At 57.5% G+C, this 18,327-nt stretch carries 16 protein-coding genes; 6 read left to right on the top strand and 10 right to left on the bottom strand.

Annotated elements, in window-relative coordinates; translation table 11 throughout:
* Positions 1–39 precede the first annotated feature (39 nt).
* From BLU75_RS16490 to BLU75_RS16470, 5 genes are all read right to left on the bottom strand, one after another.
* Positions 40–741, bottom strand: coding sequence for an ABC transporter ATP-binding protein (locus BLU75_RS16490; protein ID WP_084377074.1), 702 nt, complete (start codon positions 739–741; stop codon positions 40–42).
* Entirely contained in the window at positions 742–1,509 is a 768-nt protein-coding gene (gene livG, locus BLU75_RS16485) for a high-affinity branched-chain amino acid ABC transporter ATP-binding protein LivG (protein WP_084377072.1), read from the bottom strand.
* On the bottom strand, positions 1,506–2,759 hold the full coding sequence (locus tag BLU75_RS16480; RefSeq protein ID WP_084377070.1) for a high-affinity branched-chain amino acid ABC transporter permease LivM: 1,254 nt from the start codon (positions 2,757–2,759) through the stop codon (positions 1,506–1,508). The genes livG and BLU75_RS16480 overlap by 4 nt, the downstream gene beginning before the upstream one ends.
* Positions 2,756–3,679: a high-affinity branched-chain amino acid ABC transporter permease LivH gene (gene livH / locus BLU75_RS16475; RefSeq protein WP_084377068.1), complete on the bottom strand. Its 924-nt coding sequence runs from the start codon at positions 3,677–3,679 to the stop codon at positions 2,756–2,758. The genes BLU75_RS16480 and livH overlap by 4 nt, the downstream gene beginning before the upstream one ends.
* Positions 3,680–3,907: 228 nt before the next feature.
* Positions 3,908–5,035: a branched-chain amino acid ABC transporter substrate-binding protein gene (locus BLU75_RS16470; protein WP_090221509.1), complete on the bottom strand. Its 1,128-nt coding sequence runs from the start codon at positions 5,033–5,035 to the stop codon at positions 3,908–3,910.
* A 340-nt stretch (positions 5,036–5,375) separates the two neighbouring features.
* On the opposite strand from BLU75_RS16470, the gene BLU75_RS16465 reads away from it, so the two are divergent.
* Positions 5,376–5,684: a DUF2288 domain-containing protein gene (locus tag BLU75_RS16465; protein WP_084377064.1), complete on the top strand. Its 309-nt coding sequence runs from the start codon at positions 5,376–5,378 to the stop codon at positions 5,682–5,684.
* A 235-nt stretch (positions 5,685–5,919) separates the two neighbouring features.
* Here BLU75_RS16465 and BLU75_RS16460 read toward each other — a convergent pair whose 3' ends face one another.
* Positions 5,920–8,100: a hypothetical protein gene (locus BLU75_RS16460; RefSeq protein ID WP_084377062.1), complete on the bottom strand. Its 2,181-nt coding sequence runs from the start codon at positions 8,098–8,100 to the stop codon at positions 5,920–5,922.
* Between the two features lie 207 nt (positions 8,101–8,307).
* Positions 8,308–8,676 carry a YkgJ family cysteine cluster protein gene (locus BLU75_RS16455; RefSeq protein WP_084377060.1) on the bottom strand — a complete coding sequence of 123 codons (369 nt, stop codon included), beginning with the start codon at positions 8,674–8,676 and terminating at the stop codon, positions 8,308–8,310.
* A 247-nt stretch (positions 8,677–8,923) separates the two neighbouring features.
* Here BLU75_RS16455 and BLU75_RS16450 point away from each other — a divergent pair, with 247 nt between their 5' ends.
* A complete protein-coding gene (locus BLU75_RS16450) occupies positions 8,924–10,270 on the top strand; it encodes a spinster family MFS transporter (protein ID WP_084377058.1) in 1,347 nt (448 codons plus the stop codon).
* 243 nt (positions 10,271–10,513) lie between these two features.
* Here BLU75_RS16450 and rapA read toward each other — a convergent pair whose 3' ends face one another.
* Complete coding sequence (gene rapA, locus BLU75_RS16445; RefSeq protein ID WP_084377056.1) at positions 10,514–13,360, bottom strand: RNA polymerase-associated protein RapA; 2,847 nt, start codon at positions 13,358–13,360, stop codon at positions 10,514–10,516.
* Positions 13,361–13,579: 219 nt separating this feature from the next.
* On the opposite strand from rapA, the gene BLU75_RS16440 reads away from it, so the two are divergent.
* The 3 genes from BLU75_RS16440 to ccoM all read left to right on the top strand — a co-directional run bounded on the left by BLU75_RS16440 (position 13,580) and on the right by ccoM (position 14,514).
* Positions 13,580–13,921: an aspartate-semialdehyde dehydrogenase gene (locus tag BLU75_RS16440; RefSeq protein WP_084377054.1), complete on the top strand. Its 342-nt coding sequence runs from the start codon at positions 13,580–13,582 to the stop codon at positions 13,919–13,921.
* 174 nt (positions 13,922–14,095) lie between these two features.
* Positions 14,096–14,254 carry a hypothetical protein gene (locus tag BLU75_RS27525; RefSeq protein WP_090221635.1) on the top strand — a complete coding sequence of 53 codons (159 nt, stop codon included), beginning with the start codon at positions 14,096–14,098 and terminating at the stop codon, positions 14,252–14,254.
* Positions 14,255–14,397: 143 nt separating this feature from the next.
* Positions 14,398–14,514 (top strand): cytochrome c oxidase subunit CcoM, encoded by a 117-nt coding sequence (ccoM, locus tag BLU75_RS28155; protein ID WP_278045699.1) that lies wholly within the window; start codon positions 14,398–14,400, stop codon positions 14,512–14,514.
* Between the two features lie 151 nt (positions 14,515–14,665).
* Here ccoM and BLU75_RS16430 read toward each other — a convergent pair whose 3' ends face one another.
* Entirely contained in the window at positions 14,666–16,141 is a 1,476-nt protein-coding gene (locus tag BLU75_RS16430; RefSeq protein WP_084377050.1) for an inorganic phosphate transporter, read from the bottom strand.
* Positions 16,142–16,481: 340 nt separating this feature from the next.
* The gene (locus BLU75_RS16425) at positions 16,482–16,682 is read right to left on the bottom strand and encodes a hypothetical protein (RefSeq protein WP_084377048.1); all 201 of its coding nucleotides are present in this window, start codon (positions 16,680–16,682) and stop codon (positions 16,482–16,484) included.
* A gap of 652 nt (positions 16,683–17,334) precedes the next feature.
* On the opposite strand from BLU75_RS16425, the gene pcaR reads away from it, so the two are divergent.
* The gene (gene pcaR / locus BLU75_RS16420; RefSeq protein WP_084377046.1) at positions 17,335–18,177 is read left to right on the top strand and encodes a pca regulon transcriptional regulator PcaR; all 843 of its coding nucleotides are present in this window, start codon (positions 17,335–17,337) and stop codon (positions 18,175–18,177) included.
* Positions 18,178–18,327: the final 150 nt, after the last annotated feature.

Below are 18,327 nucleotides of genomic sequence, written 5' to 3'. Positions count from 1 at the left end.
AGCACCAGCCCTAACCGGGCGTTTTCTGTTCCTCGGTGTTCAACCGCCCAGGTAGGCTTCGCGCACCTTCGGATCGGTCAGCAGTTGTTCCCCGCTGCCCTGCATGACCACCCGGCCGTTCTCCAGCACATAGGCGCGGTCGGCGATTTTCAGCGCCTGGTTGGCGTTTTGTTCGACCAGGAACACCGTCACACCGTCCTTGCGCAGTTGTTCGATGATGTCGAATATCTGCTGGATGATGATCGGCGCCAGGCCCAGGGAAGGTTCGTCCAGCAGCAACAGCTTGGGCTTGCTCATCAGCGCCCGGCCAATGGCGAGCATTTGCTGCTCGCCGCCGGACATGGTGCCGCCGCGCTGGCTGAAGCGTTCCTTGAGCCGGGGGAACAGGTGCAGCACCTTGTCCATTTGCTCCTGGTAGTCGCCCTTGTCGGTAAAGAACCCACCCATGGACAGGTTCTCTTCCACGGTCAGGCGGGCAAATACCCGCCGACCTTCCGGCACCACGGCAATACTCTTGCGCATGATCGCGGCGCAGTGCTGTCCCACCAACTCCTCACCCATGTAGCGGATGCTGCCGCTGTGGGCCTGAGGTGAACCGCAGAGGGTCATCAACAACGTGGACTTGCCGGCACCGTTGGCACCGATCAGCGTGACGATTTCGCCCTGGCGCACTTCGACGTTGACGTCGTGCAGCGCCTGGATCTTGCCGTAGAAGGTGGAAACGTTTTCGAATTGCAGCATTTACGCTTCCCCCAGGTAGGCTTTGATCACTTCAGGATTGTCACGGATCTGCTCAGGTGTACCGTCGGCCAACGGCGTGCCCTGATTGATCACGACAATATGGTCGGAAATGCTCATGACCAGCTTCATGTCGTGTTCGATCAGCAGAACGGTGGCGTTGTTTTCTTCACGCAGCACACTGATCAGAGCCTTGAGGTCCTCGGTTTCCCGGGGGTTCAGGCCGGCGGCGGGTTCGTCGAGCATGAGGATCCGTGGGCGGGTCATCATGCAGCGGGCGATTTCCAGGCGCCGTTGCTGGCCGTACGCCAGAGTCCCGGCTGGCCGGTTGGCAAACTCGGTAAGGTTGACCTTGTCCAGCCAGTACGCGGCGTATTCCATCGCCTCCTGTTCGCTTTTACGAAAGCCCGGAGTCTTGAACAGGCCCGCGAAGAAGTTGGTGTTCAGGTGGCGGTGCTGGGCGATCAACAGGTTCTCAACCGCCGTCATGTCCTTGAACAACCGCACGTTCTGGAAGGTGCGCACCACGCCCTTGCGGGCAATGTCGTGGCCGGCCATGCCCTGGATGGGTTGGCCGTCCAGCAGGATGCTGCCACCGCTGGGCTTGTAGAAGCCAGTCAGGCAGTTGAAGACCGTGGTCTTGCCGGCGCCGTTGGGGCCGATCAAGGCCACGACCTGCTTCTCTTTCACGGTCAGGGCCACGCCGTTGACCGCCAGCAGGCCGCCGAAGCGCATGCTCAGGTTTTCGACTTTCAGGATCTCGCGGCTCATTTGCGCAACTCCATGTGAGGGCGTTGCATGGGCAGCAGACCTTGAGGGCGCCAGATCATCATCAGCACCATCAGGGCGCCGAACATCAACATGCGGTATTCGCTGAAATCACGCATCAACTCCGGCAGCAGTGTCATTACGATCGCAGCAAGAATGACACCCAACTGAGAGCCCATCCCGCCGAGTACGACAATGGCGAGGATGATCGCCGATTCTAGGAAGGTAAATGACTCTGGCGTCACCAGGCCTTGACGCGCGGCGAAGAAGCTGCCGGCAAAACCAGCGAATGCTGCGCCGAGGGTGAAGGCAGACAGTTTGATCACTGTCGGGTTCAGGCCCAATGCACGGCAGGCAATTTCATCTTCACGCAACGCTTCCCATGCGCGGCCGATCGGCATGCGTAGCAGACGATTGATCACGAACAACGTCGCCAGTACCAGCAACAGTGCGATGAGATAGAGAAATACTATCTTGTCCGAACCGCTGTACGCCAAACCGAAGTACTCGTGGAACGTTTGTCCCCCATCGGGTGCAGTTCTATCGAGCGGAAGCCCGAAAAACGTCGGTTTTGGAATACTGCTGATGCCGTTCGGTCCGCCAGTGACGTCGGTCAGATTACGCAGGAACAGTCGAATGATTTCACCGAAACCCAAGGTCACGATCGCCAGGTAATCACCGCGCAGTCGCAACACGGGGAAGCCGAGGAGGAAACCGAAGGTCGCGGCCATCATTCCGGCAATTGGCAGGCAGATCCAGAATCCCCAACCGAGGTAGTGTGACAACAGTGCGTAGGTATAGGCGCCGACAGCGTAAAAACCTACATAACCCAGGTCCAGCAGACCCGCCAGACCTACCACGATGTTCAACCCTAGGCCGAGCATCACGTAAATCAGGATCAAAACACCAATATCCACCGCGCCACGGGAACCGAAGAACGGCCAGATCAGTGCGGCCGCGATCAGCCCGACGATGATGTAGCGCTGGGTGCGCGGCAGGGTCAGGAACTGACTGACCTTGGGCGAGACCAGCGGCCGACGGTTGGACTTGAACAGCTCGCCGACCTGCTGGCTGAACAGCACTCGCAGGAACATCAGTACCGAGCACAGGGCAATGATGGTCAGGGTCACCGGACCGGTGCCATGCACTTCAAGGTTGATCCCGACAATGCTCAGTTTGAGGCCGAGGACCGGGAAGGCCACGGCCCACACCAGCAAGGCGCTGAAAAACGCCGATTTAAGATATCTGCTCATACTTTCTCAACCTCCGGACGGCCCAGAATGCCGGTCGGCCGGAATAACAGCACCAGAACCAAAAGACCGAATGCCACCACGTCCTTGTACTGGTCACCGAAGATATCGGCGCCAAAGGCCTCGGCCACACCCAGTACCAGCCCGCCGAGCATGGCGCCCGGAATACTGCCGATACCGCCCAATACCGCTGCGGTAAAGGCCTTGAGGCCTACCAGGAATCCAGCGTTGGGGTTGATCACGCCATACTGCATGCTCAGCAACACGGCAGCGACGGCCGCCAGTGCGGCACCGATGACGAAGGTCAGGGCGATGATGTTGTTGGTATTGATGCCCAACAGGTTGGCCATTTTGATGTCTTCGGCACAGGCCCGGCAGGCGCGCCCCAGACGGGAGCGGGAGATGAACAGGGTCAGGCCCAGCATCGCGATCAGCGTGACCACGAACACCAGGATCTGCATGTAGGAAATCAGCACTTCTTGCGCGCCACCCGGACCGAAGGAGAAGCTCCCCGGGATCAGGTTGGGAATGGACTTGTCCTTGGAGTCCTGAGACAGCAATACGGTGTTCTGCAGGAAAATCGACATGCCGATGGCGGAAATCAGCGGGATCAATCGGTTGCTGCCACGCAAGGGACGGTAAGCAACGCGCTCGATACTGTAGCCATAGGCACTGGTCACGATGATCGACGCCAGGAACGCGGCAGTCATCAACAGCGGCAGTGAGTGGATACCCATCATGGCCAGCCCGGCAAGGGCAATGAAAGCCACGTAGGAACCAATCATGTACACCTCGCCATGGGCGAAGTTGATCATTCCAATGATGCCGTAAACCATTGTGTAGCCAATGGCTATCAAGGCATAGGTGCTGCCAATGGTCAGGCCATTAACCAGCTGTTGGAAAAAATGATAGATCTCAGGCATTACAGCGCTCCTAAAAACCCGATACGCATTTCACTGGTGGAGTCATGTTCCGGCCCGGTGCTGTGTTCTGTGACCACATTTGCACGGAGCGTTTGCCAGCGAACCGCTGGTGACGGTTTTAAGATTTTCAGGTGAACCAGCGCCCGGATCGCGGGCGTCAGGCCCATAAACCTCGTAAAACAAAGCCCACTGCTTGCACAGTGGGCTTGCTATCCAGTAATGCCTGGCTTACTGAGGGGAAACTTCGGTTTTTGGTTTGCCGAAGTGCCATTGGTAGACCACGAACTTGAAGTCCTTCAGGTCGCCTTTTTCGTCAAAGCTCAGATCGCCCGTCGGGGTCTTGAAGGTACCGGCATGGATCGCTTCGGCGACTTTAGCGGTGTCTTCGCTTTTCGCGGCGGCGATACCACCGGCAATGACTTCAACCGCAGCGTAAGCCGGGAATACGAACGGACCGCTTGGGTCCTGCTTCTTGGCCGCGAATGCGTCGACGATGGCTTTGTTGGCCGGATCCTGGTCGAAGGATTTCGGCAAGGTCACCAGCAGGCCTTCGGAAGCGCCCTGGGCAATTTGCGAGATGGAGTCGTTGCCGACGCCTTCCGGACCCATGAACTTGGCGTCCAGGCCTTTTTCCTTGGACTGGCGCAGGATCAGGCCCAACTCCGGGTGGTAGCCGCCGTAGTAGACGAAATCGACGTTGTTCTGCTTGAGTTTCTGGATGATCGAGGAGAAATCCTTGTCACCGGCGTTCAGGCCTTCGAAGACGGCCACTTTCACGCCTTTGTCTTCCAGGGTTTTCTTCACGGCCGAGGCGATGCCTTCACCGTACTGTTGCTTGTCGTGCAGGACCGCGACAACCTTCGGTTTCACGTGGTTGGCAATGTAGTTGCCAGCGGCCGGGCCCTGGGCGCTGTCCAGGCCGATGGTACGGAAAATCATCTTGTAGCCACGAGAGGTGATTTCCGGGCTGGTGGCAGCCGGGGTAATCATGATGACGCCTTCGTCTTCATAGATATCCGACGCTGGCTGAGTGGAGCTGGAGCAGAGGTGACCGACCACGAACTTGACGCCGTCGTTGACCACTTTGTTGGCGACGGCAACGGCTTGTTTAGGATCGCAAGCGTCATCGTATTCCTTGGCTTCGAGCAGCTTGCCGTCGACACCGCCCTTTTTGTTGATGTCTTCGATAGCCTGTTTGGCACCCATGAACTGCATGTCGCCATACTGGGTCACCGGGCCGGTTTTAGGGCCGGCAATACCGATAACGATGGTGTCGGCTGCGAACGAATGGCTGGCAACCCCGGCCAGGACCATAGCGGCAAACAGTTTGGAAATCTGCTTAGTAGCCTTATTCATAGTGCTCCACTCTTACTGTTGTATTTTTTATAGTTCTAGCGGCCTTGTGAGCTACTGAACCGGATCGGATATCTCGGATATCCCCCGGCGGCAGCCTGGCAACTGTACCGGTACAGTGTAGAGCGCCGGTTCGTCGATTGAAAAGCTGGCTGCTGGGGGCAAACGCTGGGTGTGTCGCTTAAATGAAAGAAAAAGTCAGAATTGCGGCGCGGTGATGCCAGAGTTTCAGGCAATCCCTCGCTTTCCTGGCATTTTCTCTCGGGACTTCATTTGCAACCGGGTTTTTCTGCCTGAGGCTCGACGGTATGATTGCGCCGATTTTTTCCTCAGGTGAACTCCCATGACGCAAGAACCTAGCACCCTCTATGCCAAGCTGCTTGGTGAAACTGCCGAAATCTCCTGGAAGGAGCTTGAACCGTTCTTTGCCAAGGGTGCCCTATTGTGGGTCGATGCCAGCCTGGATTTGATCGAAACCGCCGAGGCCATGGCGCAGGATAACCGCGATAAAGTCGCCGCCTGGCTGGCTGCGGGGACTGTTGGCGAGGTCTCTGCGACGCGGGCGCTGGACCTGGTGGAGCGGGATCCGGGGTTGTGGGCGGTGGTGGTGTCGCCGTGGATTCTGATCCAGGAAAGGGCAGTGCAAGAATGACTCGCACGAAAAAGGTGCGTCTGATTTTGCTGTATTAAGTGTGTAGCGGAGTAACTGCTGATGCGGTGATGGCATCTTGCCGTGGAGAAAGGTCACAAGGCAGGGTGACGTTTGCGTCATGGGCACAGTTTTGGGGCGGCCTGGGGACTCGGAGAATTGTTTCCAGGTGTGAGCGATGCTCGGGTTTGCGAGGGGATGTGGGGATATTCCCACCCCCTCTCAACGAAAGCAGCAATTACAACGTTTTCCCGGTATACCGGTTCAGCGAAATCACCTTGGTCTTGCCGATCCGGTGGCGATAGATCTCCCGCAAATACTTGATCGCCTTTTTCACACAATCGCGCGAAAGACGAATGTCGTTGATCGAGACAAACTTCTCTTTGTCATTGATCAGCTCTCGATACTTCTTCTCATACATCGGCTTGATCGCGTACCAATTGGTATCCAGGATCTTCGCCGGGTTTTCGAACTCGTTGAGCAACTCGTCAATACGCGCCTCATCAAATTCGTCATGGACGATGAAGTCCAGGATCGAGTTATCCAGCGTGTCATCAAACCGGTACGGATTTCGCGCAAAGCACCGCTTGATAAAAGCCACGATCAACGTCAGAAAATCATCCGACAAGCACGGACTCTTGGCGATCAAAGTGGTCAGCGACAGGTTGGCCGACGCACCAATCACCAACGCGTAGCGTTTGAGCGTGGTGTTGGGGAACAGGTTGTTGAGGTGGGTCTTGAGCCGATTAAGATCCATATAGGACAGTTTGTAGTCCTTGGGCAGTGAGACGATAGACACCACCGACGAGCAATTCTTGAAAAAGTGCAGGTCGTGCAGCGCCGCCGCGTCATAGCCCGAATTTTTGTACTGCTCGAGGGAGGCGCGATAGCGCTTGGACTCAATCGGCAGCAGGCTGATACCTTCGATGGCCTGGGTGACCTTGTTGAAGTGCGGCAGGTCGATGGAGCGGAAGAATAGATCATCGATGTTCAAGCGCTGGGGCTCTTTGTCGAACACCTTGAACTTGTCGCTCGACGGCGGCGGGGTTTCCGGAACCACGGACTCGGCATAGGCAATCGCTACCGGTCCGGCCAGGCTCATGAACAAGTCGTTGGCATCCAGGCGGATGGTTTCGCCGATGTCGATGCCGGCGCGACGGAAATAGTTCTGATCGTAGTCGGTGGTTACCGCCTGGGCTGTCAGAATATTGAAGATCTGTTGGGATATGTACTGGTTGGCGTGTTTCTCCATGGCATTGACGTCAATGTTCTGGATGTTGCCGTCATCGCTTTCTTCGGCATAACGCATGATGTCGTTGGAGATCAGCATCATCGCGTTCCACGGTCGGATACGGCCCTTGACGCTGGCTTCGCTGCTGTCTTCATTGGCGAAGTTGTATGAGAAATCCCATTCTTCCGACAGATACTTGCACAGCAGTCGACCGGCGTTGATGTGCAGTGCCTCGGACATTTCACTGCGGTGATCGGAGATGTTTGGCAACACGCAAATGCCGCTGGTGAAGATAGGTTCGAAGACGAAAGCGTGGCCACTTTTGCTGTCATGTTCGTCGGCGGGCTTGGTGTCGAACGTCTTGTTCATATACGAGTGCTGCTGGGCCAGGCCGAACTCCGATGCCATGCCTGACCCGGTACCGCCGCCGGCGCTGAAAATCGAGAAATACAGGCGCGACTGGTTGGCCTTGATACCGCAGGAGTCGATCAGGTAGGAATGGATCATTTTCCAGTCGGGGCTGGAAAAACGCTGCGTATCTTTATTTAGAATGATCTTGGCCAGGTATTGGCCGAGAATCGGCGCGTTGCCGGCGCCTCCGGCATGGACTTCCGAGAGGTCCATGATTTTCATCTTGCTGTAATCGCGCAGAAAGCCGCTTTTTTCGCTTTTGCGAGAAAAGCGAATGCGTCCGGCAATGTCTTTGTCCAGGTCGCCCAACATGACCAGCGGCTCCACCAGGAACACCGGCTTGCTGGCCTTGTTCGCTCCCAGGCGCAGATTGTTACGAATCCATTGGGCCGGACTGTAGCCCTTGTCGATATTGGATTGGTCTTCGGTGCTGAATTCGTTCAGATACAACTTGCGGGCGTTGTACACCAACTCCGCCACGTCCAGGGCAATGTTGGAACCGCAGCGACCCAGGCCAATCAGGCAGACCGAGGGAAACTCCTGTTCACCGCGCTGTTCGTTGTCACCTTCAATATGGGGTGGACGTGGGAACACCATGTCTCGCAGGCCGTCGAGGTTATCGAGGATACGGTCGGTGTTGGTTTCGGTGAAGTACAGGTATTGCTGGGTGGCCAGCGCACGTTGACTGTTCAATGGCTTTGAACGTGAGGTTTTTTCCGCGGGAGCTGTCGGCAACACATCGGATACCGCAGTAGCAGGATTATTTTTAGAAGTCATTGTGCGCCATGTGCCTGAACGGATGGCTGAAGAATGCCTAAGAGCCATCACCGAGTGAGAGTTCGCGACTTTGCAGTGCGTTGTAGGCCGAATAGGACAGATATAGCCCTGGATTTACTAGGGGAAATCGTCTCCGGACTCTCATGAATCGGCCGTTGGTCGGAGTTCTTTAACTGAATGATGGCTATTTGATGATAGCCCATCATGCTAAGCGCTGATGGGCAGGTCTAGGTCGTGGATCGGCTGTTCGAGGGGTGCCAGGCCGAAAGCGACGCGTGCCGCATCGCAATCGGTGTTCGCTTCTCCTTGGCTCCAGGACGCTTCAAACTCGCGGCAGACGCTGGAGCGTTGATGATAAATCGAGCAACGGGTACCCATGCCGACGTCCCCTATAAGGCTGCAACAGCGTACCGGTTTGCTGTCTGTGCCGATCATCGCCACTCGGCTGGGCGTGATCTGTACGACCAGATCATCGGGCACGGTTCCTCCCGCCGAAGCGCATTTGTCCCAAAAGAAAGACACGCGAAAGTGTGAACAGCAGGCACCGCATTTCAGACACGGACTGGCATCGGACATGGCACGTCATCAATAAGAGGTAGGGGGGGACTGCGGAAGGCTCGCTATTCTAATCTTGCCAATGCGCTTGGGAAGGGGGGCAAGCGCTTATTTTTCGATGGGGCGGCACTTTGCTGTCGAGGATGAAATTACGCCTTATCAGCTTTACGAATCATTACAGACAATCGGGGCGCGGCTGACTAGATTGCAGGTTCCGGGCCGGATGCGCAGGGCATCGCAGCTCTATAACAATAAAAGAGACGGACCCATGCAGAACTCGACCCAAGCGGCGAATGCCTGGCGCATTCTGTTCCTGCTGTTTCTGGCTAACCTGTTCAATTTCTTTGATCGCACGATCCCGGCGATCATCATCGAGCCGATCCGCATGGAATGGAGCCTCAGTGACTTCCAGCTCGGCATCATCGGTACCGCATTCACCATCGTCTACGCCGTTGCCGGTCTGCCGCTTGGGCGCATGGCCGATACCGGCTCGCGCAGCAAGCTGATGGGCTGGGGCCTGGCGACTTGGAGCGGGCTGACCGCAGTCAACGGCATGGTCGGCAGTTTCTGGACCTTTTTGCTAGTGCGCATGGGCGTCGGTATTGGTGAGGCCAGCTACGCGCCGGCGGCAAACTCATTGATCGGCGATCTGTTTCCGGCGCATCGTCGGGCCCGAGCAATGGGTATTTTCATGCTCGGTTTGCCTTTAGGGCTGCTGCTGGCGTTCTTCACCATCGGCGCGATGGTCGAGGCCTTCGACAGCTGGCGCGCACCGTTCTTTATCGCCGCTGTGCCGGGGCTGATCCTGGCGGTGTTCATGTTCTATATCAAGGAGCCAAAGCGCGGCGCGGCTGAAGCGGTGCAGGTTTCCCAAGAAAAAATCGACCGACCGATCCGCCGCGTGCTGGCGGTTCCGACTTTTCTCTGGTTGGTACTGGCCGGATTGTGCTTCAACTTTGCGACCTATGCCTGCAACTCGTTTCTGGTGCCGATGTTGCAGCGGTATTTTCTGATGCCGTTGCAGGAAGCGGCGGTGGCGACCGGAGTAATTGTCGGCGTGACGGGGCTGGTAGGGCTGACGCTGGGTGGCTGGGTAGCCGACAAAATCCATCAGCGCATTGCCAATGGCCGGCTGTTGTTCGCCGCGTTCAGCCTGATCATCTCCACGCTCTGCACCGCTTGGGCCCTGCACGCAGGCCGCATCGAGATCGGCGTGTTCGTGGCGGTATTCAGTGTGGGCTGGTTGTTTGCCTATAACTTTTATACGTGCGTCTACACGGCGATTCAGGACGTGGTGGAGCCGCGCTTGCGGGCCACGGCCATGGCGCTGTTTTTCGCCGGTTTGTATTTGTTGGGCGGTGGCATGGGGCCGATTGTGGTGGGCGGTCTGTCCGACCATTTTGCTCACTCCGCTATGTATGCGGCGGGGGCTGAGCAAATGACTGAAGCTTTTAAAGCAGTGGGCCTGCATGACGCTATGTATCTGATACCGGTGGCGTTGTTCTTGACCATGCTGTTTCTGTTCCTGGCATCGCGGTGTTTTGTGCGTGATGCCCAGCGGATGAAGGATGGAATGGCGACGGTGGAGGTGTCGGGTCCTGCGGTGGCGGTTTGAGGTAATGCCGTGCTGGCAGGGCAATAAGGGGCGGACTTGAGATCCGCCCCTCACCCTAGCCCTCTCTCGGAGGAGAGGGAGCTGACCGAAGTGAGCGAAGACAATCTGCGACTTGAGGCACCGCGTCGATGATGGATTCAAAGCCGATTTTCCAGGTCACCATGAACCGCAAACACCCCCCAATCCCACACCATAAAAAAGACCCGCATTAAGCGGGCCTTTTAGTTCAACAGAACAGCAGCATCAACCCGCGACCAACACGCGAATCGCCTCCAGTCGCAGCGCAGCTTTATCAAGCATGGCCAGGCCTTGCTCACGTTGCTTGCGCAGAGCTACCAGCTCGCTATCACGTACGGTTGGGTTGACCGCTTGCAGCGCGGTCAGGCGCGCCAGTTCTTCATCCGTATCGGCAGCCAGGCGGCGTTGTGCCTCGGCCACGCGTTCGGCGTGACGTGGGGCGATTTTTTCTTCACCGGCATTGATCCGTGGCGTCAGTTGATCGCGTTGGGCCTGGATAAACTTGTTCGCGCTGGTCCGTGGCACAGCCTCGAGTTGATCGTTCAAGGTGGTGAACGAGACACGACCCGACAAATCATTACCGTTGGCATCCAACAAGCAGCGCAGTGCCGCTGGCGGCAGATAGCGGCCCAGTTGCAAGGCGCGCGGCGCGACCACTTCACTGACGTAGAGCAGCTCCAGCAACACGGTGCCCGGCTTGAGCGCCTTGTTCTTGATCAGGGCCACGGCGGTGTTGCCCATTGAACCGGACAGCACCAGATCCATGCCGCCCTGGACCATCGGGTGCTCCCAGGTGATGAACTGCATGTCTTCGCGAGACAGGGCCTGGTTGCGGTCGTAGGTGATGGTCACGCCTTCGTCGTCGCCCAGCGGGAAGCTGGCGTCGAGCATCTTTTCGCTTGGCTTGAGAATCAGCGCGTTGTCCGAATGGTCTTCGCTGTCGATGCCGAACGCATCGAACAGGGTTTCCATGTAGATCGGCAGGGTGAACTGATCGTCCTGCTCAAGGATGTCTTCCACCAGCGCATCACCTTCGCCAGCCCCGCCGGAGTTGAGTTCCAGCAGGCGATCGCGACCGGTGTGCAGTTCGGCTTCGAGGCGCTCGCGCTCGGCACGGGCTTCGTCGATCAGTGTTTGCCACTCGCTGTCGTCGGCGTCTTCGAGCAACGGTAGCAGGCGCGGGCCGAACTGATGCTGCAAGGCGTTGCCGGTCGGGCAGGTATTAAGGAAGGCGTTCAGCGCTTCGTGGTACCACTGGAACAGCCGTGCCTGCGGGCTGGTTTCCAGGTACGGCACATGCAGTTCGATCACATGTTTCTGGCCGATCCGGTCGAGACGGCCGATTCGCTGTTCCAGCAAGTCCGGGTGGGACGGCAGGTCGAACAGCACCAGGTGATGGGCGAACTGGAAGTTGCGACCTTCACTGCCGATTTCCGAACAGATCAGCACCTGGGCACCGAACTCCTCATCGGCGAAGTAGGCCGCGGCACGGTCCCGTTCGAGGATGTTCATGCCTTCGTGGAACACCGTGGCCGGGATGCCGGAACGTACGCGCAGGGCGTCCTCCAGGTCCATGGCGGTTTCGGCGTGGGCGCAGATCACCAGAACCTTGGTGCGCTTGAGCATTTTCAACTGGTCGATCAGCCATTCGACCCGAGGGTCGAAGCGCCACCAGCGTTGTTCTTCTTCGATATCCGGCTGCGACTGGAAGCTGACTTCCGGGTACAGCTCGGCGTGTTCGCCCAGCGGCAGTTCGAGGTATTCGTCCGGGCACGGCAGCGGGTAGGCATGCAGCTTGCGCTCCGGGAAGCCTTGCACGGCGGCGCGGGTGTTGCGAAACAGCACGCGGCCGGTGCCGTGGCGATCCAGCAGTTCGCGTACCAGACGGGCGCTGGCTTCGGTGTCGCCATCGTTGACGGCGGTCAGCAAGGCTTCGCCTTCGTTGCCGAGGAAACCCAGGATGGTTTTGTGGGCCGCAGGCGAGAGGCGGCCCTTGTCCATCAGCTCCTGGACGGCTTCGGCCACTGGACGATAATTTTCGCTCTCGGCGCGGAAAGCCTTAACGTCGTGGAAACGGTTCGGGTCCAGCAGGCGCAGACGCGCGAAATGGCTGTCCTGGCCCAATTGTTCGGGGGGGGCGGTCAGCAGCAGGACGCCGGGAATAGTCTCGGCCAACTGCTCAACCAGCGTGTATTCAGCGCTGGCGTGTTCTTCGTGCCACACCAAGTGGTGAGCTTCGTCGACGACCATCAAGTCCCAACCGGCAGCGAACAGCGCGTCCTGGGCTTTCTCATCCTCGACCAGCCACTCCAGGGCGACCAGCGCGAGCTGGGTGTCTTCGAACGGGTTGCTGGCATCGCTTTCAATAAAGCGTTCCTCGTCGAACAAGGCAACTTGCAGGTTGAAGCGCCGACGCATTTCTACCAGCCACTGGTGTTGCAGGTTTTCCGGGACCAGGATCAGCACGCGGCTGGCTCGACCGGAGAGCAACTGGCGATGGATCACCAGGCCAGCTTCGATGGTCTTGCCCAGGCCCACTTCGTCCGCCAGCAATACCCGGGGCGCGATACGGTCGGCGACTTCACGGGCAATATGCAGTTGGTGAGCGATCGGCTGTGCACGCACGCCACCCAGGCCCCAGAGCGAGGACTGCAATTGGCGGCTGGTGTGTTCCAGGGTGTGGTAACGCAGGGAGAACCAGGCCAGTGGGTCGATCTGGCCGGCGAACAGACGGTCGCTGGCCAGACGGAACTGGATGAAGTTCGACAGCTGGGTTTCCGGCAGGGTGACCTGCTCGTTCTGACCATTGAGGCCGTGATAGACCAGTAGGCCGTCGACATCGTCGACTTCGCGTACGGTCATTTTCCAGCCTTCGAAATGGGTGATGGTGTCACCTGGCGAAAACCTCACGCGAGTGAGGGGCGCATTCCGTAGCGCGTACTGGCGGGTGTCGCCAGTGGCCGGATAGAGCACGGTCAACAAGCGCCCGTCCTGTGCCAGAACGGTGCCTAAGCCCAGCTCTGCTTCGCTGTCACTAATCCAGCGTTGCCCCGGTTGATACTGCTGCGCCATGCTGCCTGACTCCCGCCGTGAAAAAGCCGACTATTCTAACGGAACAAGGTCCTCAGCCAAAGGATTCTGACAAAAACTACTCTGCTTGCCGGGATGATGGGGGGTCGATTCGACGGGTGGCACGGCACCGAAGACTGACGACTGGGTCACAAGTTGGCGACCCCAAGCTCAAGTCGTTAGCGCGGCAGCCGACAGCTTGCTGACAGGAGACTCATAATTATGCTGCCACCCATCTTGCCCTTGAATATTGTGCCGGTGACCTCGCAACTCGATCCCGTGCGACCCAAGCCCGATATTCCTCCGGTGGTGCCGGCGCAAGCGAGTTCCAACGAAAGCACCATTGACCTGAAAAATCGCGATCCCGAGCAATCGGCCTTGTTGCTGCGCGACGAACAACGACGTCAGCAGGAACAGCAAAAGCGCCGACGCGAGGCGCAAGAAGACCCCGAGAAGCATCTGGCCATTCCCGGTGATGAACTCAATGCCGATAATACCGTGCCGGTTGCGCCGCTGATCGAAGATGCGCCCCGGCAAGGGTTGTGGGTGGATGTCGAGGTTTAACCGCGCAGGGCCAGCAAGGGCGGAAGATCCTGATGCAGTGCCACGTAAGGCCCCATCAACGGCAATTTTGCGGACAAATAGGCGCGATGACACACATTTTGTTTGCCGGCGGTTTACCGCACAACGGGTCAGGACGCATTATTGGGGTATTCCAGCCACGACGTAAGCCAAGCCATGAGTGACGACAAGCTGATCGATCTGAATACTGAGCGCGCCAAACGTGTGCATGACCTTAATGACAAGCGGCTCAATGAAGTGCGCCAAGCCTTTGAACAGGCGATGCCCTTGGGCAAGGTGAAGAAAAAGTCGAAAAACAAACCGAAAAAACGCTGAAATGCTCCGAAATTGTTGATGCAGGTCAGTTTTTTCCCTTCTTTACGCCCCGTCGCGGGCGACATTGATCCCCGTCAATTTCTCCTCTCGGCTTCTTGGTTAACTTAGCCCTATCGCAACAGGGCAAGCACAGGAGGCCGGTCATGTTTTTCGATAATGTGGTGTTTGCCGGAGTGCTGACCGTCGGCCTCATGGTGCTGTTTTTTGTAGGGTTTGGGATTTTTATCTGGAAAGACGCTAACAAGCGTAAAAAACTATAGGTTTTTCTGGGTTACATGAGCACGCAAGGCATTTTGGGCGACTTCGGTCGCCCTTTTTTTTGGCCTGGCGTTTGGCTGCTTGGCAGCCCTTCAAACATAAAAAAAGGCGCAACCCCCAAAGGTTGCGCCTTCCTGGATCAGCCGCGGAGGATCAACTCCCCAACGCGATGGACGCCAGCCAGAACAATCCGGCCGACAAGGCCACGGTCGCAGGCAGGGTCAACACCCAGGCCATCAGGATGGTTCTCACCGTGCCACCCTGCAAGCCGCTTTTATTAGCGACCATGGTACCCGCCACACCCGACGACAGGACGTGGGTCGTGGACACCGGCAGGCTGAAGATATTGGCAAAACCGATCATGGTGGCCGTGGTGATTTGTGCCGACATGCCCTGGGCATAGGTCATGCCCTGCTTGCCGATTTTCTCGCCGATGGTCAGAACCACACGCTTCCAACCAACCATGGTACCCAGGCCCAGGGCCAGCGCTACCGCGAGAATCACCCAGAACGGCGCGTACTCAGTGGTGGCAGTCAAGTCTTTGCGCAGCTTGTCGAGGTCGGACTTCTCGCGTTTGTCCAGGCCGGGCAGCTTGCCGACTTTCTTCGCGGTATCGTCCAGGCAGAGCAGGTATCGACGCACTTCAATGCGTTGCTCGGAGGTCAGCGAGTGGTAGTCGGAGACACCTTTCAATGTGCCAAGAAGCGAATTGATGGTCGGCTCGGTCTGTTGCGGGTTGCAACGGAATTTGCCTGGCAGGTCTTCCGGAACGCTCTTGCCCAGGGAGAGAAATTCGCCGAGGGTTTCGTGGTTGCGTTGGTAGAACTGATTGAGGTGCAACGTTGCGTCACGGGTGCGCTCGATCTGGTAGGTGCTGCTGCCCAAGTCGAGTACGAACTGCGCGGGCACGATACCAATCAGCACCAGCATGATCAGGCCGATACCTTTCTGGCCGTCGTTGGAACCATGCACGAAACTCACGGCCATGGCGGAAATCACCAATACCAGGCGGTTCCAGAATGGCGGGTGTTTCTTGTCGTCGAGCTTGCGACGCTGGTCCGGTGTCTTGTGCATCTTCGACAGCGGACGCCACCATTTAAGACCGATCAACACCAAGGCTGCGACCAGGAAACCGGCCATGGGCGAGAACACCAGCGAGGCACCGATATCGATCGCCTTCTGCCAGTTGACCCCATCAGCCAGCGGAATGTCGTTGATCAAGGCATTGGCCAGGCCGACACCGAGGATCGAGCCGATCAGGGTGTGGGAGCTGGACGCCGGAATCCCGAAGTACCAGGTGCCGAGGTTCCAGGTAATGGCCGCCGCCAGTAATGAGAACACCATGGCCAGACCGTGGCCGGTGTTCACATTGATCAACAACTCCACCGGCAGCAGATGCACGATGGCGTAGGCAACGCCCACCCCGCCGAGCAGCACGCCGAGGAAGTTGAACACCCCGGAAAAGAACACGGCCAGGTGTGGCGGCATGGCCTTGGTGTAGATGACTGTGGCCACCGCGTTAGCGGTGTCATGAAAGCCATTAATGAACTCGAAGGCGAGGACAAAGAAGAGGGCGAGCAGCAGGCTCACAAGAACCCAGGCATCCAGTCCGCTGAATAAATCGATCATGAAGGTTTTATGACCAGGTCGAAAGGGGGCGCGATTATGCCAGAAAAGCAGGATAATCGATGCACTAGCTGCTCGCCGGTAACATTCTTCAACGAATTAATTTGTGCTTCGGGCGGCGGCCGCAGGTATTTCGGGGTGTTAGCAACTCATTGATGTATAGAGTTTTTTCTGCAGGTGTGGGGTGCGACAATCGCGACACTGACAGTGAAACAGTTGTATGAAATTTAGACGGGATGCAGGAAATGACGATAATCGGGCCTGCAACAAGCATACATAGAGCTTTCCCGCCAGCGAGGTGCTGACAGGAAAGCGACTGCCCCTTGGGACACCACCCGAAGGGTTATGACTCCTCGGCCTTCAGGTCCTTTTCGATCTTTTGAATCTCTTGGGCAAAAGCCTGATCCAGCAAACTGGCGCGTTTGCGCCATGGTTTGCGCTCCGGTTCTGGCTGGGCGGCGTAGGTGGTGACTTCCCCGCCGTAAACATCCTTGTAACGTTGTTCCTGGCGCTCAAGTTCCGCGCGCAGTTCGTCTTTCGTCACATTGTTACCTAATTGAGTTGAGTTTAATTCCGGTGAAGCGCAATGCAGGGAAGGCGTTCATCGCGTCACCTTCAAATAGAATCCACATTTGAGGGAGGAACCACGATAAACCACTTCGTTATTGCAGGCGGCCACGGCACCGGAGAAGAACAGCTGTCGTAGCAACAGTTTTCTTTTCAAGTCACAAGCAATTGGCAGGCATTTGAATGGGCGTCAGGTACCTGCAACAGCGCCTTGGGCAAAGCGTGGGCAAGGCTCGGCGAAATCTGCAATCGCTCTGGAAGCTGGGCCGACCTTATCACGAGGTGCATTATAACGGTGTATTTGAATAACACTATCACCAACAAGTTAAAAAACGTCAACTTTGCCAGTGGATGTATTTCATGGCAGCAGTGCCGAAGTTTTGACGTCACACATTGCTTAATGTTTTAAAACTGACCGCCGCGTCCCGAGCTTATTTATTCAGCCACGGGTGAGTCTGGCATGATTTCAATGATAGGAGCTGTTGCACAAGGGCGCTCATGACGGCGAGCGGGGAAATTGCGATTATCGACTGATCGTCCGATAATCGCACAGTGTTGCAGGGCTCGTCTTGTGCGTCGCTTGCCAGCCAGCTTGTAATAGCCATTGAAAACAAGAGAAAGGGCCTGGAATGAACGATCAATTGCGCAACTCCTTTGCATCAGTGGCCCCGCCCATCGTTGCGTCACCGGCCAAACGGATTCAGGCGTTTACCGGCGATCCGGATTTCATGACGTCCCTGGCGCGTGGCCTGGCGGTGGTGCAGGCGTTTCAGGAGCGCAAGCGCCACTTGACCATCGCCCAGATCAGCCACCGCACGGAAATCCCCCGCGCCGCTGTGCGCCGTTGCCTGCATACCTTGATCAAGCTCGGCTACGCTACCACGGACGGACGGACCTATTCCCTGTTGCCCAAGGTCTTGACCCTGGGCCATGCGTACCTGTCCTCCACGCCTTTGGCCGTTTCCGCCCAGCCTTACCTGGACCGCATGAGCGAGCAGCTTCACGAAGCCTGCAACATGGCGACCCTGGAAGGTGACGACATCCTTTATATTGCCCGCTCCGCCACCACCCAACGCCTGATTTCGGTGGACCTTTCGGTCGGCGGCCGTCTGCCGGCCTACTGCACGTCCATGGGACGGATCTTGCTGGCCGCCCTCGACGATGCCTCGTTGCAGGACTACCTGGACCATGCCGACCTGCAAACCAAGACCAGTCGCACGCTGACCACGCCCCAGGCCTTGCTCGAATGCCTGCAACAAGTTCGGCAGCAGGGATGGTGCATCGTCGATCAGGAGTTGGAGCAAGGGCTGCGTTCCATCGCCGTGCCGGTGTATGACGCTTCTGGTCAGGTATTGGCTGCGCTCAATATCAGCACCCACGCAGGGCGGGTCAGCCGCAGCGAGTTGGAGCAGCGCTTTCTGCCGAGCATGCTCAGCGCCAGCCAGGAGCTGAGCGCCCAATTGTTCGCTTAAGCGTTCGCTGACCGCACAGATCCCGCGTTGACGAATTGACGGTGTTTCCCCTGGCTGATTAAGGTCGCGGCAGCGCTGGGCCTGGTCAGTCATGCCGATACCACCTGAACAGAAATCGATAGCCAGGCAACAATATGTTCGATAATCGAA

This window comes from Pseudomonas mucidolens, from assembly GCF_900106045.1.
Classification (GTDB): domain Bacteria; phylum Pseudomonadota; class Gammaproteobacteria; order Pseudomonadales; family Pseudomonadaceae; genus Aquipseudomonas; species Aquipseudomonas mucidolens.
The sequence above is the reverse complement of the archived record's forward strand: the minus strand, read 5'-3'. Positions and strand labels throughout refer to the sequence as shown.